This window comes from Lutibacter sp. HS1-25, assembly GCF_004121075.1.
GTDB lineage: Bacteria > Bacteroidota > Bacteroidia > Flavobacteriales > Flavobacteriaceae > Lutibacter.
In genome coordinates this window covers 15480-41386 of sequence record NZ_RHLN01000009.1, presented here as the reverse complement: position 1 = coordinate 41386, position 25907 = coordinate 15480, and the positions used below count along the sequence as shown (strand labels likewise).

Genomic DNA, 25907 nt, shown 5'->3' with positions numbered 1-25907 from the left:
CATTTGTAAGTTTTAAAGTCGATAAGTTGCAAGTTTTAATGTCAAAAATCATTGAGACTTTAGACTTTTAGCTTTACAACTATAGACTAAATTTATTTTAACCAGTCGTAACCTTTTGCTTCTAATTCCAAAGCCAATTCTTTTCCGCCAGATTTTACAATTTTACCGTTGTATAAAACGTGTACAAAATCTGGAACAATATAATCTAACAAACGTTGGTAGTGTGTAATTACAATTACAGCATTGTCTTTACTTTTTAATTTGTTAACACCGTTTGCAACTACTTTTAAAGCGTCAATATCTAATCCAGAATCGGTTTCATCTAAAATTGCCAATTTAGGTTCTAACATTGCCATTTGAAAAATCTCGTTACGTTTTTTTTCACCACCCGAAAAACCTTCGTTTAATGAACGAGATAAAAACTTGCGGTCAATTTCTAGTAAATCGGCTTTTTCACGAATTAACTTCAACATATCTTTTGCTGGTAATTCTTCTAAACCTTTTGCTTTACGAGATTCGTTAATAGCAGTTTTAATAAAGTTAGTAACGGTAACACCTGGAATTTCAACAGGATATTGAAAAGATAAAAACACACCTTTATGCGCTCTTTCTTCAGGTGCCAAATCTTCTAGATCTTCACCATTTAAAATTATGGAGCCTGCTGTAACTTCATAATCTTCTTTTCCAGCAATTACAGCCGATAAGGTACTTTTTCCAGAACCATTAGGACCCATTATTGCGTGAACTTCACCTGCTTTTATTTCGAGATTAATACCTTTTAAAATCTCTTTATTGTTAATACTTGCGTGTAAATTTTTTACTTCTAACATTTTTTATAATTTGAATGTTTTAAGTTTTAAAGCTATTATAATAACCACAAAAACTTTAAACTCTATGAACTTTTAACTTTCAACTTTTTTACTATCCTACCGATCCCTCTAAACTTATTTCTAATAATTTTTGTGCTTCAACGGCAAATTCCATTGGTAATTTATTCAATACCTCTTTGCTAAATCCGTTTACAATTAATGCAATGGCTTTTTCGGTATTTATACCTCGCTGGTTACAGTAAAACAACTGATCTTCTCCAATTTTACTTGTTGTTGCTTCGTGTTCTACTTGGGCACTTTTATTTTTTACTTCAATGTAAGGAAACGTATGAGCTCCACATAAATCGCCCATTAAAAGCGAATCACATTGTGAGAAATTTCGTGCATTTTTTGCTCTTGTTCCAATTTGAACTAAACCTCTATAAGAGTTTTGTGAGTGTCCTGCTGAAATTCCTTTTGAAATAATGGTACTCTTGGTGTTTTTACCCAAATGAATCATTTTGGTACCTGTATCTGCTTGTTGAAAATTGTTGGTAACGGCAATAGAGTAAAATTCACCTACAGAGTTATCACCTTTTAAAATACAACTTGGATATTTCCAAGTTACAGCACTACCTGTTTCAACCTGAGTCCAAGAAATTTTTGCATTTTTTTCGCACAAACCACGTTTGGTTACAAAATTGTAAACACCACCTTTTCCTTCTTTGTCACCAGGAAACCAGTTTTGTACAGTTGAGTATTTTATTTCGGCATCATCTAGTGCAATTAATTCAACAACTGCGGCGTGTAATTGATTTTCGTCACGGGCAGGAGCCGTACAACCTTCTAGGTAACTTACAAAACTACCTTCGTCTGCAATTACCAAAGTACGTTCAAACTGACCTGTTCCGCCTTCATTTATTCTAAAATAAGTTGATAATTCCATTGGGCAAGTAACGCCTTTTGGAATATAACAAAATGAACCATCAGAAAATACAGCCGAATTTAAAGCTGCGTAAAAATTATCGGTAGTAGGAACAACAGTACCTAAATATTTTTTAACCAACTCTGGATGTTCTTGAATTGCTTCAGAAATTGGCATAAAAATAATACCTTTTTCATTCAAGGTTTTTTTGAAGGTAGTTGCAACTGAAACAGAGTCTATAACAATATCTACAGCTACATTTGACAAACGTTTTTGCTCATCAATAGAAATACCTAATTTTGCAAAAGTTTTTAACAATTCAGGATCAACTTGGTCTAAGCTATCCAATTGTTTTTTTTGAACAGGAGCAGAATAGTAGCTAATATCTTGAAATTTTGGTTTTTCGTAACGTACGTTTGCCCATTCAGGCTCTTTCATTTCTTTCCAAACTTTAAAAGCTTCCAAACGCCATAAAGTCATCCATTCAGGTTCGTTTTTCTTTTTAGAAATTGCGATTACAACTTCTTCATTCAAACCTACAGGAAACTTGTCAGCCTCAATATCTGTATAAAAACCGTATTCGTATTCTTTGGTTTCAAGTTCTTTTTTTAAATCGTCTTCTGTAAACTTGTTCATAAGTTTTAATGTTGAAATTTCAAAGTTGTAAATTTATAAAGTTGTTTTTAAAATCTATTAAAAACAGCCTACTAACTTTAAAAATTCATTTATTTTAAATGATATATTTTTAAATTCTTTGTTTGAAAGCTAATTTAAGTAAAAACTAAAAAATAATTGATACCTATATTAACCAACTTATGTGTTACTATAGCGAAAAACTTTCTCCGCAACCACAAGTACGTGCAGCATTAGGATTGTTAAAAACAAATCCTGTACCGTTTAAACCACCCGAATATTCTAAAGTGGTACCAACTAGGTATAAAAAACTTTTTTTGTCGACAATAATTTTTATGCCATTGTCTTCAAAAACTTTATCACCATCTTGGTTTTCTTTGTCAAATTTTAAATCATAAGAAAGTCCTGAGCATCCACCGCTTTTAACCCCAACTCTTACAAAGTCATTTGTAGGATCAAAACCGTCATCTTGCATCAATTCAACTACTTTCTTTTTTGCGATGTCTGAAACTTTTATCATATTGCTTAAATAGATTAATTCTAAATAACAGCAAATATAAGCACAAAAAACGATTTATTGTATTTTTGATATGAATAATATCGATACTACTATAGTTGTTCTTTATAAACATTTATCTTTGCCAAATGATAGAAAACAAAAACCAATCTCGTACAAGTTTATCTGAATTAGGTGAATTCGGATTGATCAATCACTTAACACAAAATTTTAAAATTCAGCATAAAACCACTATCAAAGGTGTTGGCGACGATGCTGCTGTTTTAGAAATTAAGAACAAACAATTGTTGGTAACTACCGATTTGTTGGTTGAAGGCGTGCATTTTGATTTAAGCTATATGCCCTTAAAACACTTAGGTTACAAGGCTGTAATGGTAAATTTGTCTGACATTTATGCTATGAATGGAATAGCTTCTCAAATTACCGTTTCTATTGCCGTTTCTAACCGTTTTACTTTGGAAGCTATTGAGGAATTGTATGAAGGAATTCATTTGGCTTGCAATGCGTATAATGTTGATTTGGTTGGTGGAGATACAACTTCTTCAACAACAGGTTTGCTAATTAGTATAACTGCTATTGGCGAAGCAAAAAAAGAAGATATTGTTTATAGAAATACCGCAAAACCGAACGATTTATTGGTTGTTACAGGTGATTTAGGTGCAGCTTATTTAGGTTTGCAAGTGCTTGAGCGTGAAAAACGTGTTTTTGAAGTAAATCCAAATTCGCAACCCGATTTAACCGATTATTCTTATTTGGTAGAACGACAATTAAAACCTGAAGCTAGAAAAGATATTGTAAAAATATTGAAAGATTTAGACGTAAAACCAACGGCTATGATTGATATATCAGACGGACTTTCTTCTGAAATTTTACATATTTGTACCCAGTCAAAAGTGGGTTGTAATTTATATGAAGAAAAAATTCCGTTAGATCCTCAGGTAATTTCAACTTGTGAAGAATTTGATTTAAATAGCACAACCATTGCTTTAAGTGGGGGCGAAGATTACGAATTGTTGTTTACCATTTCGCAAGAAGATTTTCCAAAAATTAAAGGCAATCCGCATTTAACTGTAATTGGTCATATTGCTGATGAAAGCGTTGGAGCCAATTTAATTACCAGAGCTGGTCAGCAAATTACTTTAACTGCCCAAGGTTGGAACGCTTTGAGAGATTAAGTAAGGTTTATTTTAAAATTAAAACATAAAAAAAGCCCTAGAATTAAAAAATTCTAGGGCTTTTTGAGTAATTAAATTTAATTGTTTTTATAAAGCTTCAACATCTTCAAAAACATATTTGTTTAAATGTTGTAATGTTGCAATTTTATCGTTGGTATTTACCAACAATGAAATATTGTTGTTGCTTCCTCCATAAGAAATCATACGAACCGAAATATCTTGCAATACTTTAAACAAGCGGTGTGTTTCGTGGTGTTTTACTACTGAATGTCCAACCAAACAAATAATACTTTGCTGATTGTCAACTTCAACCAACGAGAATTTTTCCAATTCTTCAATAATAGCAGCTAAATTTTTGTCGTTGTCAATGGTTAAAGAAACTGCAATTTCTGATGTGGTAATCATATCTATTGAAGTTTCGTATTTTTCAAAAATTTCAAAAACTTTTTTCAAAAATCCGTGAGCCAATAACATACGAGCCGATTTAATTTTAATGGCTGTAATATTGTCTTTTGCAGCAATTGCTTTAATGCCATCGCCATGAGTTTCTTGCGAAATTAAAGTACCGTAAGATTCTGGATCTTCGGTATTTTTTAATCGTACCGGAATGTTTGCTTCTTGTGCAGGCATAACAGTTTGCGGATGTAATATTTTTGCTCCAAAATAAGCCAACTCAGCTGCTTCATCAAATGATAAATTAGAAATTGCGTGTGTGTTTTTTACAAAACGAGGGTCGTTGTTGTGCATTCCATCAATATCTGTCCAAATTTGAACTTCATCGGCTTCAATTACACCACCAATAATTGTAGCTGTATAATCACTACCGCCACGTTGTAAATTGGCAACATTTCCATAAGCATCTAGGCAAATAAATCCTTGTGTAATATAAATATCTGCTGGTAATGCTTCGTCAATAATTCTTTGTAAATTTTGTTTGATATAAAAAACATCAGGATCATTTGTTTTGTCTATTCTCATAAATTCTAAAGCAGGCAATAAACGTGCATTTACACCTTCCTGATTTAAAAATTTAGTGAACATATATGTAGACATTAACTCACCTTGCGATACAATTTTATTGTATAAAAGTTCAGTATGTTTTTCTGAAGTTAAAGATGTTAAGTACTCAAAAATAGCATCAATATAATTACCAACTTCTTGTTTTAATTGCGAATTTTCAAACAATTCATCAATTACAACTATATATTTTTGACTTAAAACTTCGATGCAATTTAAGGCAGCATCTATATCTTTTGCTTTTATATAATCAGAAATTTCAACCAAAGCGTTTGTAGTACCTGACATTGCAGACAATACAACTATTTTTTTATCACCATCGGTAATGATTTCTTTTACACTTTTTATATTTTTTATTGAACCTACAGAGGTACCTCCAAATTTTAAAACTTTCATCTATTTGAATTTTAGAACTGCAAATTTAATTTTTTTTTCAATCAATTGTGATTATTTCAAAAACTTGCACTAATTTTGCACAAAATGTTAACTATTTAACAAATGAAAACAATCGCAACTTGTGTTGAAGAAATTTTAGTTTCACAACCATTTTTAGAAGATGCTTTAACGCGTAATATTCTAAATTACAGTGCTTTGTCTGAAGAGTTGATGGAGCCTATTTCAAAAATGCTGCGCAAACATGTAAAAGCAGGTGCAATTATGATGGCATTGCGACGCTACAGTCCGCCTAAAGAAATGGCTAACAAAGTTAGGTTAGAGAATGTTCTAAAAAACTTGGGAGACATTACGGTGCGTTCAGATTTATCGGATTATACCTTTAAAAATTCTCCAAGTTTAATTCAGTCTCATTTAAAAACATTGGATATAATTAAAAGTGATCCTCATATTTTTTACACTTTTACAAGAGGTGTTCACGAAAGTAATGTGTTGATTACAACTGCTTTAAAAGAAAAAATTGAAACGTTTTATAAAAAAGAAGATTGTACATCGGTACAAGATAATTTGTCGGCAATAACTATTGGCTTGCCAAAAGACAATACCAAAATAGCAGGTTTGTATTACCAGTTTTTTAAACGTTTAGCATGGGAAGGAATTTCGTTATACGAAGTTGTTTCAACCACCAACGAATTTACAATTTTAGTTGAAGACGATGTAGTAGATAAGGCATTTTCGGCAATCAAAGGTTTAAAAAACTAATGCACATTTTATATAAAAATACCAGGGTTTCTTTTACTTCTATAGGTTCTGGACCAGCTGTAGTTTTGTTACATGGTTTTTTAGAAAATAGTTCAATGTGGAATCAAATTTCTGAACAGATTTCTAAAAAGAACCGTGTTGTTTGCATTGATTTATTGGGACATGGAGCCACAGAAAATTGTGGATATATTCATACTATGGAAGATCAGGCTGAAATGGTAAAAGCTGTTTTAGATCATCTTCGCCTTAGAAAATACATACTTATTGGGCATAGTATGGGTGGTTATATAGCATTGGCTTTTGCAAAGCTATATCCAAATAATGTAAAGGGTTTGTGTTTGATGAATTCTACTGCTTTACCCGATTCAGAAGAGAAAAAAACAAACAGGGATAGAGGTATTGTTGCTGTAAAACAAAACCATAAAACATTTGTTAGAATTGCAATTCCTATGCTTTTTTCTGAAAAAAATCGTACTGTTTTTACTTCAGAAATAGCTGAAATTACCAACGAAGCTTTAAAAACTTCACCACAAGGTATTATTGCAGCTTTAGAAGGTATGAAAATTAGACAAGATCACACTGCTATTTTAAACAACGATTTATTTCCTGTTCTATTGGTAATTGGTAAGCAAGATCCAGCATTAGAATATGCAACATTAATAGGTCAAGCTAAAAATACCAAAGTAAAAGTGGTTGAATTTCCTGATGGTCATATGAGCCATATTGAAAATAAAAATGAACTTATTGAAGCACTTTTAAAATTTGCTAAACAATGTGTTTAAAAAATAAACGCACCCTTTTTTTAAAATTTTTACTTTTAATTACACTGATGGTTTCTTGTAAAAAGGAACAGTATCAATTAAAAGAGGGCGATATTCTTTTTCAAGATTTAGATAAAGATAGCATTGACAATGCGATTGAAAAAGTGACCAAAACATATTTAAAATACAATTTTACGCATGTAGGAATTGTTGTAAAGCAACAGCAGGAATTGGTTGTTTTAGAAGCTATTTCAACAGGAGTACAAGAAACTTCTATTGCTACTTTTTTAAATAGAAATTTAAAAAATGGAAAACCAAAAGTAATTGTTGGAAAGTTAAATGCGAAGTTTTTACCATACTTAAATGAAGCTATAAAGCATGGTAAAACACTTATAGGAAATGCTTATGACAATGTTTATATAATTGGAGACAACTCCTATTATTGTTCAGAACTATTGTATGAAATGTTTTATAAGGCAAATCCTAATTTAATGCCTTTTAAGTTAAATCCTATGACTTTTAAAGATGCTGATACCAACGAAACGCTTCCGTTTTGGAAAAATTATTATGCACAATTAAATACTAAAATACCTGAAGGAGAGCTTGGTTTAAATCCAAACGGTATGGCTGTTTCACCTAACATTACACTTGTTTATGATTATTATGCTGAAAAAAATTTGAACTAGTATTTCTGCTTAATACACAAAATTAATGGCATATTTTTTGTTATATTTAGTACACTAAATATAAAATTATGAAGAGATTATTTTTTTTAATTACACTGGTTATTTTTGTTGTAAATCCTGTTATTTCTCAAACTAAAGAAGAAAAAAAAGCGGAGGCTGAAAAAAGATATGAAGCCATGAAAGTTTTAATAAACACAGGTGCTTTTGAGTTTGTTGGCGAATGGGCTACTAGCCAACGAGGAATGCGAATCAATTTAATTTCCAATCCAACATTTATAAAAATGGACGCTAAAAATACAGATGGTTATTTGCCTTTTTTTGGTACTGCACAGGTTGCAGGATACGGGCAAGGTGGAGCAATTGAATTTAATGGCGAAGTTCAAGATTATAGTTTGGTTTTTAACGACAAAAAGCAGAGAGCTATTATTAAATTTGATATAAAAGGAAAAACGAACGAAAATTTTGACGTTTTAATAACTGTTTACGAGAATTTAAATGCTTCTGTATCTGTAAGTGGAAATTATAGAAGTATGATGAGTTACACAGGTATAATAAAGGCTTTAGAGAAAAAAGAGGAAGAAAATAAACAATAATATTTGATTTTTAAAGACCAACAAAAAAGGGTAATTTATATATATTACCCTTTTTTGTTTTTAAAATATTTAAGATTTAGCTATTCATCAATGTTTCAATTTCATCAATTTCAATAGGAATATCTCTCATTAAATTAAATGGAGCTCCAGATTGGTTTACAACAACATCATCTTCAATTCTAATCCCCATTTTTTCTTCAGGAATATAAATACCAGGTTCAACCGTAAATACCATTCCTGCTTTCATAGGTGTTTTTAAAGCGCCATAATCGTGCGTGTCTAAGCCCATATGATGTGAAGTTCCGTGCATAAAATATTTTTTATAAGCAGGCCAGTTTGGGTCTTCATTTTGCACATCGGCTTTGTCAATTAAGCCCAAACCTAACAATTCAGAACTCATTATTTTACCAACTTCTTTTTGATATTCAGCCCAAAGTATGCCTGGAGCCAACATTTTTGTAGCTTCATTTTTTACTCTTAATACAGCACTGTAAACTGCTTTCTGACGGTCATTAAATCGTCCGTTTACCGGTATAGTACGCGTCATATCACTTGAGTAGTTTGCGTATTCGGCACCAACATCAAGCAACAACATATCACCATCTTTACATTCTTTATTATTTTCAATATAATGCAACACACAAGCGCTATAACCAGAAGCAATAATAGGTGTATAAGCAAAACCTTTTGAACGATTTCTTAAAAATTCGTGCATAAATTCAGCTTCAATTTCATATTCCATAACACCAGGTTTTACAAAAGGTAAAATTCTGCGGAAACCTTTGTTGGTAATGTTGCAGCCTGTTTGAATAAGTTCAATTTCTTCCGATTCTTTTACACCGCGAAGTTGTTGTAAAATTTGATTGCTTTTTTCCCATTTATGCGCAGGAAAATCGGCTTTACATTGTTTTATAAAACGGTCTTCTCGTGTTTCAATTTCAACCGATTGGCGGTAATGTTCGTTGGTGTTAAAGTAAATAGTTTCAGCTTCAGTCATTAAATCGTAAAAAACTTTTTTAAATTCTGAAAGCCAATAAATGGTTTTAATACCCGAAACTTCTGTAGCTTCTTTTTTTGAATATTTTGCACCGTACCAAATTTCAATATGTTTGTTGGTTTCGGTTAAAAATAAAACTTCACGATGATTTGGATCAATAGCATCAGGAAAAAGTACCAATATACTTTCTTCTTGATCTGCTCCAGACAAATAAAATAAATCACGGTTTTGTTCAAAAGGCAATGTGCTATCTGCACCTGTGGTAAATACGTCGTTCGAATTAAAAACTGCCAATGATTTTGGTTTCATTTGAGCCATAAATTTAGCCCTGTTTTTAATAAAAAGTTTATTATTAATAGGATGATATTTCATAATGAAAAGGTTTTATGGTATAAAATTATGAAGAAAAAAAGGCTTACAATAAACAGATTATTAGCAATGTATTTCCTTCAGAAGATTTTATTGTTTTATTTAGTAACAAAGTTATAAATTTGTTACAAACCAACCCTTTTTAATCTAATATTATTTATGCAAAAATTAATAGTATCTCTGCTTCTAATTGTATTTTCAACCCTTATTTATGCGCAACACAAACCAGCTTATTTATTGGTAAATGCTAAAGGGAAAAAGGTTTCATATAAAAAAATGATTCAAAAAATGGAGCAATCAGATGTGGTTTTGTTTGGCGAATATCACAACAATCCTATTGTGCATTGGCTGCAATTAGAAGCTACAATAGATTTAAATAAAAAGCGTGATTTGGTGTTGGGTGCCGAAATGTTTGAAGCTGATAATCAAACACAATTAAATAAATATTTAAGCGGCGAAATTAATGAAGTAGCCTTGGATACATTGGCTCGTTTATGGGGAAATTACAAAACAGATTACAAACCTTTGGTAGATTTTGCTAAAGAAAATAAGCTAAAATTTGTGGCAACCAATGTGCCTAGAACTTATGCAAGTTTGGTTTATAGAGGTGGTTTTGAAGTTTTGGACTCACTTTCTGTTGAAGAAAAAAAATGGATGGCGCCTTTGCCTGTAAAATATGATGCAAACTTACCGGGTTATGTAAAAATGAAAGAAATGATGGGTGGTCATGGTGGCGATAATTTACCAAAAGCTCAAGCCATAAAAGATGCTACAATGGCTTATTTTATTTTAAAAAACAGGAGTGGAGGTCAGTTGCTTGTACATTACAATGGCTCGTATCATTCCGATAATTTTGAAGGCATTTACTGGTATTTAAAGCAGGGAAATCCGAATTTAAAAATCACCACAGTGAGTATTGTAGAACAAGATGAAATCAAAAAAATTAGCAAAGACAACCTATCTTTGGCAGATTTTATTATTGTGGTTCCAACTAAAATGACAAAGACGTATTAATATCAATTAAAAGAAAGCTTATTGATGATTGCTAGTCTCTTCGAGTTGTTTTGCGGAGGAGAACTAAAATTTGAAAGAAATAATAGTATGCAAAACAGTATCGAGAAGTTTTTCAAAGGTTACGATACTGTTTTGTAACTTAATCAATCTAAAATCTCAAAACAATCCTGGTCATTTAAAAAATTAAGTCGGGTTCTAATTTTATTAAGATGCTCTTTTTGCAATGTAATAATTTCAATAAATTCTTTGTCAGACGGAATGTTTGTTAACTTTTTACCCAAACAATCGTAGGCTTCAGAATGACCGTTATACTCGTAATTACTGGCATCTAAACCAACCCTGTTTACGCCAATTGTATAGCAAAGGTTTTCTACAGAACGGGCTTTTAGCAAAATATCCCAAGCAGCAATTCGTGGTTTTGGCCAGTTGGCAACATACAATAAAACATCGTAATTTTCTTTGTTTCTAGACCAAACCGGAAAGCGTAAATCGTAACAAACTAGCGGACAAATTTTCCACCCTTTGTAGTCAACTATCAACTTTTTAGAACCTGCAGCATATACTTTTTCTTCGCCTGCTAAAGTAAATAAATGGCGTTTGTTATAATACTCAATTTTACCATTTGGATGTGCAAAAATAAGTCTGTTGTAATAGTTGTTTTCTTCGGAAATAATTACACTTCCACAAATAGCTGCATTTTTTTTTGAAGCCAGATTTTTCATCCATGCAACAGTTTTTCCTTGCATAGTTTCTGAAATTCCTTCAGGATGCATACTAAAACCTGTGGTAAACATTTCGGGTAAAACAAATACATCAACCTGTTCTTGAATATTATTTATTTTTTCTGAATATCGACTGCGGTTTTCGGCTGCGTTTTGCCAAACAATATCGGTTTGAATCAACGCTATTTTTAAATCTTGCATAGTATTTCTGCGGCTTTTTTTAATGTTTCATCGGTTTTAGCAAAACAAAAACGCAACACTTTGGTGTCTAAATTGTGTTGGTTAAAAACCGATATAGGAATTGATGCTATTTTGTGTTCTTTGGTCAATCTTTTTGCAAAATCAAAATCACCTTCAGAAGTCATTTTTTTGAAATTTAACAACTGAAAATAAGTACCTTTTGAAGGGGTAAATTCAAATTTTGAATCTTTGATCAACGACAAAAATAAATCTCTTTTTTGCTGATAAAAATTCCCCAATTCTAAATAATTATTTGGTGTTTTTAAATAGGCTGCCAAGGCAACTTGTGTTGGATGATTTACACTAAACACATTAAATTGGTGGACTTTTCTAAACTCCTCCATCAATGCTGAAGGCGCCAAACAATAACCAACTTTCCAACCTGTATTGTGAAATGTTTTTCCGAAGGAAGCAATAATAAAACTACGTTCTGCTAATTCAGGAAACAAACAAGCAGATTGGTGTTGTGCTTCATCAAAAATAATATGTTCATACACCTCATCGCTTAACAACACAATATTTGTATCTTTTAAAATAGCTGCTAACTGTTGCATATCATTTTTAGACAGAATCTGCCCAGAAGGATTGTGAGGTGTGTTTATAATCACCATTTTTGTTTTTGAAGTGATTAGCTTTTTAACTTCATTCCAATCTATTTCAAAAGTTTCAGGATCTATTTGATACGGAATTACTTTTCCACCAAAAACTTCAATGCTTGGTTCGTAACTATCGTACGCAGGTTTAAAAATAATCACTTCATCAGCTGGTTTTATACAAGTTGCAATGGCTGTAAAAATAGCTTGTGTTGCGCCTGCCGTAATGGTAATTTCAGTTTCTGGATGGTAAGAAACTCCATATAAAGATGCCACTTTTTTCGAAATTTCAGTACGCAAATCCAAAATACCTGGCATTGGCGCATATTGATTTTTTCCATTCAACATTGCCTTATTCACCAACTCAATTAATGTTGTATCGCTCTTAAAATCTGGAAAACCTTGTGATAAATTCAAAGCATTGTGCTCAGCTGCCAACGCGCTCATCACCGAAAATATGGATGTTGGTACATTTGGTAGTTTTGATTGAAAATGAGAATTATATGTTGGCATTAAATTTCTGAATTAGATTTTAAATTTACGAATTCTTCTTTTTAAAAAACAAAAATAACAAACCCCATTTCATAAAATGATTTCTTTCATTTTTAAATTAAAAAAAATAATTAACACACATTATAGGTTTATTTTATTTTTAATCATATACATTTGTAGCATAACTTTAGGAGTAACTAGCAATAGTTTGAGAAATATCCTTTGAACCTGATTTGGCTGATACCAACGTAGGAAAAAGAAAAAGCATTATCTGCACAATTATATTTCACTGCACTTTTTTAGTTTACAAAATTTTAATTAACACCCAACTAGTTTAGCTGGTTAGGCTCAAAATTATTTTTATGATTACAATTAAAGTAAACAATAAAGAACATCAATTTTTAGCATCCATTTCGCTTCAAGAAATTTTGGAACAACTTCAAATTTCTACAAATGGCATTGCTGTAGCCGTAAATCAAAACATTATTACAAAATCCGATTGGTTAACAACTACGTTAAACCAAAACGATGCTGTTTTAATAATTAAAGCTACACAAGGCGGTTAACAAACAAAAACTGAAATATTAACTCATATTTAGATCAATAATTCTAAAAAATTAAGCAGATTATGAAAAAAACAGACACCGCACCAAAACAAGGTGAAATTACAAGAAATCCATTTCCAAACTCCAAAAAAATATACGTTTCCGGAAAAATTCATCCACAATTAAAGGTGGCAATGCGCGAAATTTCATTAAGTGATACCGTAGACTCGCTTAACGGAACGCGCACCAAAAATGAACCTGTAACTGTTTATGATACTTCGGGACCTTACACCGATCCAAACAAAAATATAGACATTCACCAAGGAATAGAACGCATTAAAGAATCTTGGGTTTTAGACCGTGGCGATGTTGAACAATTGGATGCATTTTCTTCAGAATACAGCAACCAACGCTTAAACGATAAAAGCCTAGATCATTTACGATTTTCGTTGTTAAAAAAGCCAATGCGTGCAAAAAAAGGGAAAAATGTTTCGCAAATGTATTATGCAAAACAGGGTATTATTACGCCTGAAATGGAATATGTTGCCATTCGTGAAAATCAGCGAATAGATGAAATCACCCGTTTAGCTACCCAACATCCCGGACAAAATTTTGGAGCTAGTGTTCCAGCAAAAATTACACCCGAATTTGTACGCGATGAAATTGCCCGTGGTCGTGCTGTATTGCCTTCAAACATCAACCATCCAGAAAGTGAACCAATGATTATTGGTCGTAATTTCTTGGTAAAAATAAATGCCAATATTGGTAATTCTGCTACCACCTCAACCATTGAAGAAGAAGTAGAAAAAGCTGTTTGGGCTTGCCGTTGGGGCGCTGATAATATTATGGATTTATCTACTGGAGAAAATATTCACGAAACCAGAGAGTGGATTGTTCGTAATTCGCCTGTTCCTGTAGGTACAGTGCCAATTTATCAGGCTTTAGAAAAGGTAAACGGAAAAGCCGAAGATTTAACTTGGGAAATTTTTAGGGATACGTTAATTGAACAGGCCGAACAAGGTGTAGATTATTTTACCATTCACGCAGGTGTACGTTTACGCTACATTCCTATGACTGCAAAACGTATTACTGGTATTGTTTCGCGTGGTGGTTCTATTATGGCAAAATGGTGTTTGGCGCACCATACCGAGAGTTTTATTTACACGCATTTTGAAGAAATTTGTGAAATTATGAAAGCCTATGATGTGGCGTTTTCACTTGGAGACGGATTGCGTCCGGGTTCTATTGCCGATGCCAACGACGAAGCTCAATTTGCAGAGTTAGAAACCTTGGGTGAGCTTACAAAAGTTGCTTGGAAACACAATGTGCAAACCTTTATTGAAGGTCCTGGTCACGTGCCAATGCACATGATTAAAGCAAATATGGACAAGCAATTGGAAGTTTGTGACGAAGCGCCTTTTTATACCTTAGGCCCTTTAACTACAGACATTGCACCGGGTTACGATCACATTACTTCGGGTATTGGAGCGGCTATGATTGGTTGGTTTGGTTGCGCTATGTTGTGCTACGTAACCCCAAAAGAGCACTTGGGCTTGCCTAATAAAAACGATGTTCGCACGGGTGTTGTCACTTACAAATTGGCGGCGCATGCGGCCGATTTGGCAAAAGGACATCCTGGTGCGCAGCATAGAGATGATGCGTTGAGTAAGGCGCGTTTCGAATTCCGTTGGGAAGATCAGTTTAATTTAGGCTTGGATCCTGAATTGGCAAAAGAGTACCACGATGAAACTTTGCCTGCCGAAGGTGCTAAAATTGCTCATTTTTGTTCTATGTGTGGCCCAAAATTTTGCTCTATGAAAATCTCTCAGGAGGTGCGTGATTTTGCCGCGGTGAACGAAGTAAAAGGCGATGAAGTTTTTGCCAAAGGAATGGAAGAAAAATCAAAAGAGTTTAAAGAAAAAGGATCTGAAGTGTATTTGTAAAATAATTTGGAAGTTCCTACGCCTTTAAAAAAAAGGCGTAGGCGGGCTTTCCGTTATATCTTTTGCTGGTTCTCGATACAAATTTATGCCGTTGCACTGCATAAATTCACTCGAACCAACAGCAAAAGGATGCCACTGCAATCCCTAACTCAAAAAAGGTTTCCAATAAAGTTTTATTAACAATAGTACGTAAAACGTCACTTCGAGTGATTTTTGAAGAATGAAAAAATAGTATCGAGAAGTCTTAAAACCCAACTTAAAATGATTGTACTTATAGCTCCTGAACAAGATATTCCGAATGAAATTGAACTATTGCATCAACTATTTGAAGCTGGTTTACAGTATTATCATTTTAGAAAACCGTTTAAAAACTATCAGGAACATGTTGCGTATTTAAACCAAATTGATACAAAATATCACAACCGTATTGTAGTGCATTATTTTCACGAATTGATCAATGAATTTAATTTAAAAGGCATTCATTTTCAGGAACAAAAAAGATGCGATGTTTTAGAAAACGGCAAAGGTTATTTTAACAATTTAAATATGGCTGGAAAAACAATGAGCAGTTCTTTTCATGAATTTCAAGAACTAGAAAATTGCGACATCGAATTCGATTATTATTTATTAAGTCCGGTGTTTTCTTCAATTTCAAAGCAAGGTTATGCAGGGCGCGGTTTTGATGTTACCAACAGTTCAAAAAAAATTATTGGAATGGGTGGCATCAACATTTCAACCATAAAAGATACATTAAAATTAGGGTTTAAAGGCATTGGAGTTTTGGGTGGTGTTTGGAATAGTGAAAATTGTTTAGAGCGTTTTTTAGAAATTCATCAACAATATACTTCATCAATAAATGAAAAATAAAACACACATAGTAAGCATTGCCGGATTTGATCCTTCAAGCGGCGCAGGAATTACTTCAGACATCAAAACTTTTGAAGCACACGGCTTGTACGGTTTGTCTGTTTGTACCGCCGTAACAGTTCAAAATGACATTTCATTTAAAAATTGTGTTTGGATAGATGAAGCTATTATTATACATCAAATTGAAACCTTATTTGAGCGCTTTCCTATTGCTGTAGTAAAAATTGGCATCATTCAATCTTGGGAAACGTTGTTGGTGGTAGTTGACAAATTATTGGCGTTAAATCCAAACATCAAAATTATAGTAGATCCTATTTTAAAAGCCAGTGCAGGATTCGATTTTCATACGGCTTCAAACTTAAAAATACTGGAAAACGTATTGGAAAAATGTTATTTCATCACCCCAAATTACAATGAAATACAAGGCTTGTTTCCAACTAAAAATATGGAAGAAACCATTGAATTTATTTCAGAAAAAACAAATATTTATTTAAAAGGCGGACATAGAAACGATACCAAAGGATTGGATGAAATTTACCATAGCGGTATTGTTCAAATCAATCTTCAACCTGGCGTTGAATCGGTATTTGAAAAGCACGGAAGCGGTTGTGTTTTAGCTGCGGCGTTAGCTTCAAACTTGGCAAAAGATATTGCTTTAGAAGATGCTTGTAGAAACGCAAAAAGGTACACCGAACAATTTTTAAATTCAACAGATTCCTTACTGGGAATTCATAATTACACAACAAATGATTGGTAAATTACAGTATATATCGCAAGGTGCAACACCAAATGAGCATTTAGAAAATATTCAAAAAGCATGTGCATCTGGCGTAGAATGGGTGCAACTTCGCTTAAAATATTTAGATGATGAAACGCTGTTAAAAACGGCCCAACAAGCCCGAGAAATAACAGCGCATTTTCAAACACGTTTAATTATAAACGATCATTACAAAATAGCAAAAAAAGTAAAAGCCGACGGTGTTCATTTAGGAAAAACGGATAGCTGCCCATTAGAAGTCCGTGCCTATTTAGGAAAATTATACACCATTGGCGGAACCGCAAACACCTTACAAGATTGCAAACTTTTAGTCGATAAAAAAGTGGATTATATAGGTTTAGGTCCTTTTAGATTTACAGAAACCAAAAAGAATTTAAGTCCGGTATTAGGTGTATTGGGCTATCAATTAATTATAGAAGAATTAAAATCTGAAATTCCAGTTATTGCCATTGGAGGTATAAAGCTAAACGACATTCCAGAAATTATGGATACAGGTGTTTATGGTGTTGCAATGTCTAAAGAAATTACACAAAATTTTAATACAGTACACACCATTAGAAAAGCATTAGGCAGCCTAGACCAAGAACAAGTTTATAAATTAAATAAAGAGTAGTTACAAAACAAGATTATGAACGATATTTTAAAAATTGCAGATAAAGAGTTTCACTCAAGATTGTTTACAGGAACAGGAAAGTTTAGCTCTTCAACAGTAATGAAAGAAGCTTTATTGGCTTCAGAAAGTGAACTGATTACAGTTGCTTTAAAACGTGTAGATGTAAAAGATGAAAACGATGATATTTTAGTACATTTAAATCATCCCCGAATAAATTTATTACCAAACACATCAGGCGTAAGAAATTATAAAGAAGCCATTTTTGCAGCACAATTATCTAGAGAAGCATTAGAAACCAATTGGATTAAATTAGAAATTCATCCAGATCCAAAATACTTATTACCCGATCCTATAGAAACGTTAAAAGCTGCTGAAGCGTTGGTTAAATTAGGTTTTGTTGTAATGCCTTACATTCATGCAGATCCGGTTTTATGCAAACGTTTAGAAGAAGTTGGAGCACAATGTGTAATGCCTTTAGGTGCGCCAATAGGCAGCAATAAAGGATTAAAAACGCAAGAATTTTTAGAAATTATAATAGATCAAAGTACGGTTCCTGTTATTGTTGATGCTGGTATTGGCGCTCCATCGCACGCAGCTTACGCAATGGAATTGGGTGCTGATGCAGTTTTGGTAAATACTGCTATTGCTGTTTCAAAAAATCCAATTGAAATGGCAAAAGCGTTTAAATTAGCTGTTGAAGCAGGTAGAATGGCATACAATGCAAAATTAGCGCCCGTAAAACACCACGCTGAAGCAAGTAGTCCGCTAACTAGTTTTTTAAACGCATAATATGGCAAGTTTTAAAGACACATTTGATGCTTATAATTGGGAGCAAACGCTAAAAAGTATTTTTGAAAAAACCGAAAGTGATGTTTTAAGGGCATTGGGAAATTCAAAACGCGATTTAGAAGATTTTAAAGCGTTGATTTCTCCTGCTGCAAAACCTTATTTAGAACAAATGGCTCAATTAAGTAGTGTGCTCACCAAAAAACGTTTTGGTAACACCATACAAATGTATGCGCCATTGTATTTAAGTAACGAATGCAACAATATTTGTACCTATTGCGGATTTAGTGCTTCCAATAAAATACCAAGAAGAACACTTACAAATGAGGAGATTTTAAAAGAAGTTGCATTTTTAAAATCGAAGGGATACGATCATATTTTATTGGTTACTGGTGAAGCTAACAAAACTGTTGGTGTGGATTATATTGAAAACGCCATTCAACTTATTCGATCTCAATTTGCCAATATTTCTATTGAAGTGCAACCCTTATCTGAAAATGAATATTACCGTTTAACCGAAAGTGGTTTGTATGCTGTTTTGGTGTATCAGGAAACCTATCATCAAGAAGCCTATAAAAAACACCATCCTAAAGGAAAAAAATCAAACTTTTACCATCGTTTAGAAACACCTGATCGTTTGGGAAAAGCTGGCATCCATAAAATTGGTTTGGGTGCATTGTTTGGTTTAGAAGATTGGCGCGCTGATAGTTTTTTTACAGCTTTGCATTTAAAATATTTGCAAAAAACCTACTGGAAAACTAAATATTCTATTTCTTTTCCAAGGTTACGACCACATTCAGGCGGTTTAGAACCTAAAGTTGAAATGACCGATGCTGATTTGGTACAGTTAATTTGTGCTTTCCGCTTATTAGATGAAGATGTAGAATTGTCCATTTCAACCCGAGAAAATGAGCTGTTTCGTGACAATATTGTGCGTTTTGGCATTACGTCTATGAGTGCAGAATCTAAAACAAATCCGGGAGGTTATGTTGTGGAACCACAATCTTTAGAGCAATTTGAAATTTCTGATGAACGTAGTACTGAGGAAATTACCCAAATGTTAAAGGCCAATGCAATGGAAGTTGTTTGGAAAGATTGGGAAAACAATTGGCAGTAATCACAAACAATACATTTTAATTGCAATGGCATTATCACTAGATGAAAACAAACAATATAGCCGACATCTTATTTTAGATGAAATTGGTGCAATTGGACAAGAAAAATTAAAAGCTTCAAAAGTGTTGGTTATTGGTGCTGGTGGTTTAGGCTGTCCTATTTTACAATATTTAACCGCTGCAGGTGTAGGGACAATCGGAATTATAGATAATGACACGGTAGATCAATCCAATTTGCAACGTCAGATTTTATATACACATAACGACATTGGTAAGTTTAAAGCTGAGGTTGCGGCAAATAGATTGTCTGAATTAAATCCTTTTATAAATTTCAATGTGTATGTTGAAAAATTAACCACGCAAAATGCTTTGAATTTATTTAGTTGTTATGATATTATTGTTGATGGAAGTGATAATTTTCCAACACGTTACTTGGCAAATGATGCCGCTATTTTAACAAACAAACCACTAGTTTTTGGATCTATTTTTAAGTTTGAGGGACAAGTGACTGTTTTTAATTACCAAAACGGACCAACCTACCGTTGTTTATACCCAAATCCGCCACAAGCCAATGCGGTTCCAAACTGTTCTGAAATAGGTGTTTTAGGCGTATTACCGGGTATTATTGGCACGATTCAAGCCAATGAAGTGTTGAAAATAATTTGTGAACTAGGAGATGTATTGTCTGGAAAATTATTCACATTAAATGCTTTAACAATGGAGCAATACAAGTTAAACTTCAAAAAAAACAATGCGATTAAAATTACTGGTTTAGAAAATGATTACATTTCTTTTTGTGGCATTTCAAAAAAACTTCAACAAGAAATCACATATAACGAATTACAAAATTCACTTGAAAATTACACCTTATTAGATGTTCGAAATAATTTGGAAAGAGAACATTATCATATTGGGGGGTTACATATTCCATTGCATGAATTAGACAATAGATATGTTGAAATTCCAACAGATAAATCTATTGTAGTTTATTGTAAAGCAGGTGTTAGAAGTAAAATGGCTATTGAAATTTTAGAACGTAAAAATCTAAAAGCAACCTTCATTAATCTCAAAAACGGCATCAATTCAATCTAAAAAAAATTGAATTTTAAAAGTCTATATAAAAGCAAAAAGCCTATTTCTAAAAGAAATAGGCTTTTTTATATTTAAATTATTTAAAACTAAATAATAGTAGCTTTTAAATATTCACGGTTCATACGAGCAATGTTTTCTAATGAAATTCCTTTAGGGCATTCAACTTCACAAGCTCCAGTATTGGTACAGTTACCAAAACCTTCTAAATCCATTTGAGCAACCATGTTTCTTACACGATCAGCAGCTTCAACTCTACCTTGAGGTAATAAAGCATATTGAGATACTTTTGCAGCAACAAACAACATTGCTGAAGAGTTTTTACAACTAGCAACACAAGCTCCACAACCAATACAAGCTGCAGCATCCATAGATAAATCTGCATCTATTTTAGAAATAGGTGTAGCGTTAGCATCTTGTGTATTTCCTGAAGTGTTTACAGAAATATATCCACCAGCTTGTTGAATTCTTTCAAAAGCCATACGATCTACAATTAAATCTTTAATTACAGGAAAAGCTTTTGCTCTCCAAGGTTCAATGTAAATTGTATCACCATCTTTAAAAGTACGCATATGCAACTGACATGTAGTAATACCTCTATCTGGTCCGTGTGGTTCACCATTAATATGTAATGAACACATACCGCAAATACCTTCTCTACAATCGTGATCAAATGCAATTGGCACTTCATCTTTTGCAACCAAACTTTCGTTTAACACATCCATCATTTCTAAAAATGACATATGCTCTGAAATATCAGTTACTTTATATTCGACCATTTGACCCTTATCTTGAGGTCCTTTTTGTCTCCAAATTTTTAACGTTAAATTCATAATGTCTTCTTATTTGTATGAACGAGTTTTTAATTCGATATCTTTAAATTCTAATTGCTCTTTATGTAAAATGGCTTCGCTAGGCTTACCTGTATATTCCCAAGCTGCAACATAAGCAAAGTTAACGTCATCACGTTTAGCTTCACCATCTTCAGTTACATGTTCTTCACGGAAATGACCTCCACAAGATTCTTCACGGTTTAAAGCATCTTTCGCAAATAATTCTCCTAATTCTAAGAAATCAGCTACTCTTCCTGCTTTTTCTAATTCAGGGTTTAACTCATTTAATTCTCCAGGAACTTTAACGTTTTTCCAGAAATCTTCACGAAGATCGTGAATTTCTTTAATCGCTTCAGTTAATCCTTTAGCATTACGAGCCATTCCTACTTTATCCCACATAATTTTTCCAAGTTTTTTGTGGTAATAATCTACAGAATGTGTTCCTTTATTGTTAACAAAGAATTCTAATTTAGATTGAACTTCTTTTTCAGCAGCATCAAACTCAGGAGTATCCGTTGGAATTTTTCCTGTTCTAATGTCAGCAGCCAAGTAATCGCCAATAGTATAAGGTAATACAAAATAACCATCAGCCAAACCTTGCATTAATGCAGAAGCTCCTAAACGGTTAGCCCCGTGATCAGAGAAGTTTGCTTCACCAATACAATACAATCCGTCAACTGTAGTCATTAAGTTATAATCAACCCAAACACCACCCATTGTGTAGTGTGTTGCAGGATAAATCATCATTGGTGTTTTGTATGGATTTTCATCAACAATTTTCTCATACATTTGAAATAAGTTTCCGTATTTTTCTTCAACAATAGCTTGCCCTAATTCGTATATTTTTTCAGCAGTAGGGTTTGCAATACCGTGAATTTTTGCTTGTTGAGTTCCGTAACGTTTAATGGCATCAGCAAAATCTAAATAAACAGCTTCACCAGTTGCATTTACACCATAACCAGCATCGCAACGCTCTTTTGCAGCTCTTGATGCAACATCACGAGGTACTAAGTTACCAAATGCAGGATATCTTCTTTCTAAGTAATAATCTCTATCTTCTTCAGCAATTGCAGTAGGTTTTAATTTTCCTTGTTGAATTGCTTTTGCATCTTCAATTTTTTTAGGAACCCAAATTCTACCATCATTACGTAATGATTCAGACATTAACGTTAATTTAGATTGGTATTCTCCAGAACGAGGAATACAAGTTGGGTGAATTTGTGTAAAACAAGGGTTTGCGAAGAAAGCACCTTTTTTATGAATTTTCCAAGCAGCAGTAGCGTTTGAACCCATTGCATTTGTTGAAAGGAAATATACGTTTCCGTAACCACCAGTTGCAATTACAACAGCGTGAGCAGAATGACGCTCAATTTTACCTGTAACTAAATCACGAGCAATAATACCTCTTGCTTTTCCATCAATTTTTACAACGTCTAACATTTCGTGACGATTGTACATGTCAATCTTTCCACGAGCAATTTGACGGTTCATTGCTGAATATGCTCCTAATAATAATTGTTGTCCTGTTTGTCCTTTTGCGTAAAAAGTTCTTGAAACCAATACACCACCAAAAGAACGGTTGTCTAACAATCCACCATAATCACGTGCAAAAGGAACACCTTGAGCCACACATTGGTCGATAATTGCACCAGAAACTTCAGCCAAACGGTGTACGTTTGCCTCACGTGAACGGTAATCACCACCTTTTACAGTGTCATAAAATAAGCGATAGTTTGAGTCACCATCACCCATATAATTTTTTGCTGCGTTGATACCTCCTTGTGCTGCAATTGAATGCGCTCTACGTGGAGAATCTTGGTAAGCAAATGCTTTTACGTTATATCCTAATTCAGCCAAAGTAGCAGCGGCAGAACCTCCTGCTAAACCTGTACCAACAACAATAATATCTATATTACGTTTGTTTGCAGGGTTAACTAAATCAATGTGATCTTTATATAATGTCCATTTATCTTTTATTGGACCTTCTGGTATTCTTGAATTTAAAGTCGTCATATTTCTTTAAGATTAATGGTTAAAATAATGATACAATGCAACAAAAATAAAACCAAATGGAATTAGTATTGAATACCAAGTCCCAAAGCTTTTTACACATTTTGTGTACTTGTTATTAAAACCAATTGATTGGAATGCCGATTGAAAACCGTGTGCTAAATGCAATCCTAATAAAATAAATGCAATAACATAAGCACCTACTCTTGCTGGATTTGCAAATTTGTGTTGTAGTTCTTCAAAATAACGATATCCTTCTTCGCCTGGTAACACACCGCTCATATCACCTAAGATATACTTTGTGTTAATTTCTGGAATCCAAAAATCGATAAAGTGTAAAACAATAAATGCTAAAATTACAGCACCACTAACAACCATGTTTCTTGACATCCAAGAAGCGTTTGCTGCGCCATTGTAATTAGCATACTTTACATTTCTTGCGCTTTTATTCTTTAGCTCTAAAACAAACCCCATCACAAAATGAAATACAACTCCAAAAATTAAAACAGGCTGCATTGCAAACTGAATTAAAGGATTTGTTCCCATAAAATGTGAAGCTTCATTAAAAACGTCTGCACTAAATACAGAAGTTAAATTAACTGCTAAATGAATAATTAAGAAAATGATAAGGAAAAGTGCCGATAATGCCATCGCTACTTTCCTTGCAATTGATGAAGATAAAAATCCGCTCATTTTTTAAATTTTTTTTTTAGAGGTACAAAGATAACATTTTCATCTTTTCAATTAAAGATTAAAATGTGTTAAAATATAATTTAGAATGATTATAAAATAGTGTATTTTAACTATTGAAAATAACAATATTTAATAATTTTTGTTTATAAAAATGACACCTTAATTATGAGTGCATTTTTAAATTACTGGATTGATCCACTTAAAATTGTATTTGGTTTTAGGTACCACAATACGCTCGGTAATACGTTGCATGCGTTCAGGTAGTTTCATTAAATAATCTCTGGCTTTTTCAGCTTCAGAAGTTAATCCGGAAATTTTATCTATTTCCCAAGCGCTATTTAATTTTCTAATAATATCAACATAATCAAAACCTGTATAAACGCCTGCTCGCTGTGCAACTGTTGAAAATTGATCAAAAATACTGCCTTTTGCTTCGCCCGAGTGTCTTAAATGCATTGCAGGCATAACAATTTTATGTTTCATCATATATTGGTAGGCCAACATCATTTCGCTTGGATCGTGCTGAAAAATTTGTTTGATAAACTCTGTATAAGCCAAATGATGACGCATTTCGTCTCCAGCAATTATTTTAGACATTTTTGCCAATAATTTATGTCCGTTTTTACGAGCTATTTTGGCAACATTGTTATGTGAAATGTAAGTGGCTAACTCTTGAAAACTGGTGTATACAAAGTTTTTGTAAGGATCACGAGCTGTACCAATATCAAAACCATCGGCAATTAAATGCTGTGTTGTGATTTCAACTTCGCGCATATTTACACGACCCGATAAGTAAATGTATTTGTTCAATACATCTCCGTGTCTGTTTTCTTCGCCAGTCCAGGCGCGTAGCCATTTTGCCCAACCGTTATCGGTGCCTCCATTTTGCCCACCGTGTTGCGAAACGCCATCAACGTCTAGCAACCACGATTCATAAGTTGGTAAAGCCTCTTCAGTAATTGTATCACCAACCAAAACGGTCCAAAAATCATCATCTAAATCTTTTGATAATTCTCGTATTTCTTTTATTTCTTCAATAAAAGAATCGCTTTGAGAGTTGGGTAAAAAATCGGTTGGTTGCCAGATTTTTTCTGGCGTAATTAAGAATTTTTCGACAAAAGTATCGATATTCTTCTCCAGGGTTAGCATTACCTCTAACCTGATATTGTGTGTTGACATGTGTAATTTTTTAGTAGTAGTTACTGCTAAATTACGGAATTTTTTATTGTCGCTTCAACTTTTTCAAACAAGTCTTCAAATTTCATTGATTTTGCTTCAATAGCTTCGTGAAATTCAAAGGTAATAGGTACACCAATTTCTAAGGGAAAAGAGCCGTTTTTATTTAATTTCCAACAATTGTTAATTGTTACAGGAATTACATAGGCTGAAGGTGCAAATTTGGTTAACATTTTTAGTCCATTTTCTGAAAAACGCTTTGGTTTACCATCTTTGCTTCTTGTTCCTTCAGGAAAAATAACAGCAGTGTATTTATTTTCTTCAATATATTTTCCAAAGTCTTTAAGTGCTGTAAGTGCTTGACGCGCATCTTTACGGTCTATTAAAACAGATCCACCATGTGTTAAATTGTAAGAAACACTTGGGATGCCTTTTCCCAATTCAATTTTTGAAACAAATTTAGGATGGTAATCTTTCATAAAACACGAAATTGGACAAATGTCGTGCATACTTTGATGATTGGAAACTAAAATTAAAGGAACGTTTTTTGGAATAGGATGCTTACTTATAAATGTGACCTTAGAGCCTAAAATATATAATAATTTGGTAAGTGAGCAGTTCATAAAATCAACTGCAAATTTATGTCCTTTGTAACCGCCAAGGTTAAAACCCAACCATTGTACAACATGGAAAAAAAGCAAGTAAATTCCGTAAAAAAAATAAAATATTGAAGAGAGTATGTAAGAAGCTATTTTTTTCAT

At 33.1% G+C, this 25907-nt stretch carries 26 protein-coding genes and 1 riboswitch; of the genes, 14 read left to right on the top strand and 12 right to left on the bottom strand.

Going from position 1 to position 25907, the window contains the following annotated elements:
- Nucleotides 1–92 precede the first annotated feature (92 nt).
- The 3 genes from sufC to EC396_RS05100 form a co-directional block, all read right to left on the bottom strand.
- The gene (gene sufC, locus EC396_RS05110) at nt 93–830 is read right to left on the bottom strand and encodes a Fe-S cluster assembly ATPase SufC (protein ID WP_129365629.1); all 738 of its coding nucleotides are present in this window, start codon (nt 828–830) and stop codon (nt 93–95) included.
- Nucleotides 831–921: 91 nt separating this feature from the next.
- Nucleotides 922–2370 carry a Fe-S cluster assembly protein SufB gene (gene sufB, locus EC396_RS05105; RefSeq protein ID WP_129365628.1) on the bottom strand — a complete coding sequence of 483 codons (1449 nt, stop codon included), beginning with the start codon at nt 2368–2370 and terminating at the stop codon, nt 922–924.
- Nucleotides 2371–2557: 187 nt separating this feature from the next.
- Nucleotides 2558–2887, bottom strand: coding sequence for an iron-sulfur cluster assembly accessory protein (locus tag EC396_RS05100; RefSeq protein ID WP_129365627.1), 330 nt, complete (start codon nt 2885–2887; stop codon nt 2558–2560).
- A 125-nt stretch (nt 2888–3012) separates the two neighbouring features.
- Between EC396_RS05100 and thiL the strand changes: the two genes are divergently transcribed.
- On the top strand, nt 3013–4059 hold the full coding sequence (gene thiL, locus EC396_RS05095) for a thiamine-phosphate kinase (protein ID WP_129365626.1): 1047 nt from the start codon (nt 3013–3015) through the stop codon (nt 4057–4059).
- 87 nt (nt 4060–4146) lie between these two features.
- Here the strand turns inward: thiL and EC396_RS05090 are convergent, their stop codons facing one another.
- Nucleotides 4147–5472, bottom strand: coding sequence for an aspartate kinase (locus tag EC396_RS05090; RefSeq protein WP_129365625.1), 1326 nt, complete (start codon nt 5470–5472; stop codon nt 4147–4149).
- Between the two features lie 102 nt (nt 5473–5574).
- On the opposite strand from EC396_RS05090, the gene EC396_RS05085 reads away from it, so the two are divergent.
- The 4 genes from EC396_RS05085 to EC396_RS05070 all read left to right on the top strand — a co-directional run bounded on the left by EC396_RS05085 (nt 5575) and on the right by EC396_RS05070 (nt 8271).
- Entirely contained in the window at nt 5575–6231 is a 657-nt protein-coding gene (locus EC396_RS05085; RefSeq protein WP_129365624.1) for a hypothetical protein, read from the top strand.
- Complete coding sequence (locus EC396_RS05080; RefSeq protein ID WP_129365623.1) at nt 6231–7013, top strand: alpha/beta fold hydrolase; 783 nt, start codon at nt 6231–6233, stop codon at nt 7011–7013. The genes EC396_RS05085 and EC396_RS05080 overlap by 1 nt, the downstream gene beginning before the upstream one ends.
- On the top strand, nt 7004–7678 hold the full coding sequence (locus EC396_RS05075; RefSeq protein ID WP_129365622.1) for a YiiX/YebB-like N1pC/P60 family cysteine hydrolase: 675 nt from the start codon (nt 7004–7006) through the stop codon (nt 7676–7678). Before EC396_RS05080 ends, EC396_RS05075 begins: the two co-directional genes overlap by 10 nt.
- A gap of 68 nt (nt 7679–7746) precedes the next feature.
- Nucleotides 7747–8271, top strand: coding sequence for a DUF4251 domain-containing protein (locus EC396_RS05070; RefSeq protein ID WP_129365621.1), 525 nt, complete (start codon nt 7747–7749; stop codon nt 8269–8271).
- A 76-nt stretch (nt 8272–8347) separates the two neighbouring features.
- Here EC396_RS05070 and EC396_RS05065 read toward each other — a convergent pair whose 3' ends face one another.
- Nucleotides 8348–9640, bottom strand: coding sequence for an aminopeptidase P family protein (locus EC396_RS05065; RefSeq protein WP_129365620.1), 1293 nt, complete (start codon nt 9638–9640; stop codon nt 8348–8350).
- A 156-nt stretch (nt 9641–9796) separates the two neighbouring features.
- Between EC396_RS05065 and EC396_RS05060 the strand changes: the two genes are divergently transcribed.
- Complete coding sequence (locus EC396_RS05060) at nt 9797–10651, top strand: ChaN family lipoprotein (protein ID WP_129365619.1); 855 nt, start codon at nt 9797–9799, stop codon at nt 10649–10651.
- Between the two features lie 143 nt (nt 10652–10794).
- Here the strand turns inward: EC396_RS05060 and EC396_RS05055 are convergent, their stop codons facing one another.
- Nucleotides 10795–11574 (bottom strand): amidohydrolase, encoded by a 780-nt coding sequence (locus tag EC396_RS05055; RefSeq protein ID WP_129365618.1) that lies wholly within the window; start codon nt 11572–11574, stop codon nt 10795–10797.
- The gene (locus EC396_RS05050) at nt 11562–12719 is read right to left on the bottom strand and encodes a methionine aminotransferase (protein WP_129365617.1); all 1158 of its coding nucleotides are present in this window, start codon (nt 12717–12719) and stop codon (nt 11562–11564) included. Before EC396_RS05050 ends, EC396_RS05055 begins: the two co-directional genes overlap by 13 nt.
- Before the next feature lie 158 nt (nt 12720–12877).
- A riboswitch (TPP riboswitch) is annotated at nt 12878–12970 on the top strand.
- A gap of 90 nt (nt 12971–13060) precedes the next feature.
- Between EC396_RS05050 and thiS the strand changes: the two genes are divergently transcribed.
- From thiS to moeB, 8 genes are all read left to right on the top strand, one after another.
- A complete protein-coding gene (thiS, locus tag EC396_RS05045) occupies nt 13061–13264 on the top strand; it encodes a sulfur carrier protein ThiS (protein WP_129365616.1) in 204 nt (67 codons plus the stop codon).
- A gap of 62 nt (nt 13265–13326) precedes the next feature.
- Nucleotides 13327–15186: a phosphomethylpyrimidine synthase ThiC gene (thiC, locus tag EC396_RS05040; RefSeq protein WP_129365615.1), complete on the top strand. Its 1860-nt coding sequence runs from the start codon at nt 13327–13329 to the stop codon at nt 15184–15186.
- Between the two features lie 261 nt (nt 15187–15447).
- Nucleotides 15448–16053: a thiamine phosphate synthase gene (locus EC396_RS05035; RefSeq protein ID WP_129365614.1), complete on the top strand. Its 606-nt coding sequence runs from the start codon at nt 15448–15450 to the stop codon at nt 16051–16053.
- Nucleotides 16043–16810, top strand: coding sequence for a bifunctional hydroxymethylpyrimidine kinase/phosphomethylpyrimidine kinase (locus tag EC396_RS05030; RefSeq protein ID WP_129365613.1), 768 nt, complete (start codon nt 16043–16045; stop codon nt 16808–16810). The genes EC396_RS05035 and EC396_RS05030 overlap by 11 nt, the downstream gene beginning before the upstream one ends.
- Complete coding sequence (gene thiE, locus EC396_RS05025) at nt 16800–17444, top strand: thiamine phosphate synthase (RefSeq protein WP_129365612.1); 645 nt, start codon at nt 16800–16802, stop codon at nt 17442–17444. The genes EC396_RS05030 and thiE overlap by 11 nt, the downstream gene beginning before the upstream one ends.
- A 15-nt stretch (nt 17445–17459) precedes the next feature.
- On the top strand, nt 17460–18233 hold the full coding sequence (locus EC396_RS05020) for a thiazole synthase (RefSeq protein ID WP_129365611.1): 774 nt from the start codon (nt 17460–17462) through the stop codon (nt 18231–18233).
- Nucleotide 18234: 1 nt separating this feature from the next.
- Nucleotides 18235–19347 (top strand): 2-iminoacetate synthase ThiH, encoded by a 1113-nt coding sequence (gene thiH, locus EC396_RS05015; protein ID WP_129365610.1) that lies wholly within the window; start codon nt 18235–18237, stop codon nt 19345–19347.
- A gap of 25 nt (nt 19348–19372) precedes the next feature.
- Nucleotides 19373–20437, top strand: coding sequence for a molybdopterin-synthase adenylyltransferase MoeB (gene moeB / locus EC396_RS05010; protein ID WP_129365686.1), 1065 nt, complete (start codon nt 19373–19375; stop codon nt 20435–20437).
- An 86-nt stretch (nt 20438–20523) separates the two neighbouring features.
- On the opposite strand, the gene EC396_RS05005 is transcribed toward moeB, so the two are convergent.
- From EC396_RS05005 to EC396_RS04985, 5 genes are all read right to left on the bottom strand, one after another.
- Nucleotides 20524–21267: a succinate dehydrogenase/fumarate reductase iron-sulfur subunit gene (locus EC396_RS05005; RefSeq protein ID WP_129365609.1), complete on the bottom strand. Its 744-nt coding sequence runs from the start codon at nt 21265–21267 to the stop codon at nt 20524–20526.
- Nucleotides 21268–21276: 9 nt separating this feature from the next.
- Nucleotides 21277–23280 (bottom strand): fumarate reductase/succinate dehydrogenase flavoprotein subunit, encoded by a 2004-nt coding sequence (locus EC396_RS05000; protein ID WP_129365608.1) that lies wholly within the window; start codon nt 23278–23280, stop codon nt 21277–21279.
- A 12-nt stretch (nt 23281–23292) separates the two neighbouring features.
- A complete protein-coding gene (locus EC396_RS04995) occupies nt 23293–23970 on the bottom strand; it encodes a succinate dehydrogenase cytochrome b subunit (RefSeq protein ID WP_129365607.1) in 678 nt (225 codons plus the stop codon).
- Nucleotides 23971–24147: 177 nt separating this feature from the next.
- Nucleotides 24148–25149 (bottom strand): acyl-ACP desaturase, encoded by a 1002-nt coding sequence (locus tag EC396_RS04990; protein WP_129365606.1) that lies wholly within the window; start codon nt 25147–25149, stop codon nt 24148–24150.
- A 26-nt stretch (nt 25150–25175) separates the two neighbouring features.
- Nucleotides 25176–25907, bottom strand: coding sequence for a 1-acyl-sn-glycerol-3-phosphate acyltransferase (locus tag EC396_RS04985; protein ID WP_129365605.1), 732 nt, complete (start codon nt 25905–25907; stop codon nt 25176–25178).

Excerpts from the sequence above, each read along its gene's own strand:
- moeB (WP_129365686.1), top strand. The coding sequence starts at position 19,373 with ATGGCATTATCACTAGATGAAAACAAACAATATAGCCGACATCTTATT.
- thiL (WP_129365626.1), top strand. The coding sequence starts at position 3,013 with ATGATAGAAAACAAAAACCAATCTCGTACAAGTTTATCTGAATTAGGT.
- thiH (WP_129365610.1), top strand. The coding sequence starts at position 18,235 with ATGGCAAGTTTTAAAGACACATTTGATGCTTATAATTGGGAGCAAACG.
- EC396_RS05100 (WP_129365627.1), bottom strand. The coding sequence starts at position 2,887 with ATGATAAAAGTTTCAGACATCGCAAAAAAGAAAGTAGTTGAATTGATG.
- sufC (WP_129365629.1), bottom strand. The coding sequence starts at position 830 with ATGTTAGAAGTAAAAAATTTACACGCAAGTATTAACAATAAAGAGATT.
- thiC (WP_129365615.1), top strand. The coding sequence starts at position 13,327 with ATGAAAAAAACAGACACCGCACCAAAACAAGGTGAAATTACAAGAAAT.
- EC396_RS05005 (WP_129365609.1), bottom strand. The coding sequence starts at position 21,267 with ATGAATTTAACGTTAAAAATTTGGAGACAAAAAGGACCTCAAGATAAG.
- EC396_RS05085 (WP_129365624.1), top strand. The coding sequence starts at position 5,575 with ATGAAAACAATCGCAACTTGTGTTGAAGAAATTTTAGTTTCACAACCA.
- EC396_RS05055 (WP_129365618.1), bottom strand. The coding sequence starts at position 11,574 with ATGCAAGATTTAAAAATAGCGTTGATTCAAACCGATATTGTTTGGCAA.
- EC396_RS05030 (WP_129365613.1), top strand. The coding sequence starts at position 16,043 with ATGAAAAATAAAACACACATAGTAAGCATTGCCGGATTTGATCCTTCA.
- EC396_RS04995 (WP_129365607.1), bottom strand. The coding sequence starts at position 23,970 with ATGAGCGGATTTTTATCTTCATCAATTGCAAGGAAAGTAGCGATGGCA.
- EC396_RS05090 (WP_129365625.1), bottom strand. The coding sequence starts at position 5,472 with ATGAAAGTTTTAAAATTTGGAGGTACCTCTGTAGGTTCAATAAAAAAT.
- thiE (WP_129365612.1), top strand. The coding sequence starts at position 16,800 with ATGATTGGTAAATTACAGTATATATCGCAAGGTGCAACACCAAATGAG.
- EC396_RS05065 (WP_129365620.1), bottom strand. The coding sequence starts at position 9,640 with ATGAAATATCATCCTATTAATAATAAACTTTTTATTAAAAACAGGGCT.
- EC396_RS05000 (WP_129365608.1), bottom strand. The coding sequence starts at position 23,280 with ATGACGACTTTAAATTCAAGAATACCAGAAGGTCCAATAAAAGATAAA.
- EC396_RS04985 (WP_129365605.1), bottom strand. The coding sequence starts at position 25,907 with ATGAAAAAAATAGCTTCTTACATACTCTCTTCAATATTTTATTTTTTT.
- EC396_RS05075 (WP_129365622.1), top strand. The coding sequence starts at position 7,004 with ATGTGTTTAAAAAATAAACGCACCCTTTTTTTAAAATTTTTACTTTTA.
- EC396_RS05035 (WP_129365614.1), top strand. The coding sequence starts at position 15,448 with ATGATTGTACTTATAGCTCCTGAACAAGATATTCCGAATGAAATTGAA.
- thiS (WP_129365616.1), top strand. The coding sequence starts at position 13,061 with ATGATTACAATTAAAGTAAACAATAAAGAACATCAATTTTTAGCATCC.
- EC396_RS04990 (WP_129365606.1), bottom strand. The coding sequence starts at position 25,149 with ATGTCAACACACAATATCAGGTTAGAGGTAATGCTAACCCTGGAGAAG.
- sufB (WP_129365628.1), bottom strand. The coding sequence starts at position 2,370 with ATGAACAAGTTTACAGAAGACGATTTAAAAAAAGAACTTGAAACCAAA.
- EC396_RS05050 (WP_129365617.1), bottom strand. The coding sequence starts at position 12,719 with ATGCCAACATATAATTCTCATTTTCAATCAAAACTACCAAATGTACCA.
- EC396_RS05020 (WP_129365611.1), top strand. The coding sequence starts at position 17,460 with ATGAACGATATTTTAAAAATTGCAGATAAAGAGTTTCACTCAAGATTG.
- EC396_RS05060 (WP_129365619.1), top strand. The coding sequence starts at position 9,797 with ATGCAAAAATTAATAGTATCTCTGCTTCTAATTGTATTTTCAACCCTT.
- EC396_RS05080 (WP_129365623.1), top strand. The coding sequence starts at position 6,231 with ATGCACATTTTATATAAAAATACCAGGGTTTCTTTTACTTCTATAGGT.
- EC396_RS05070 (WP_129365621.1), top strand. The coding sequence starts at position 7,747 with ATGAAGAGATTATTTTTTTTAATTACACTGGTTATTTTTGTTGTAAAT.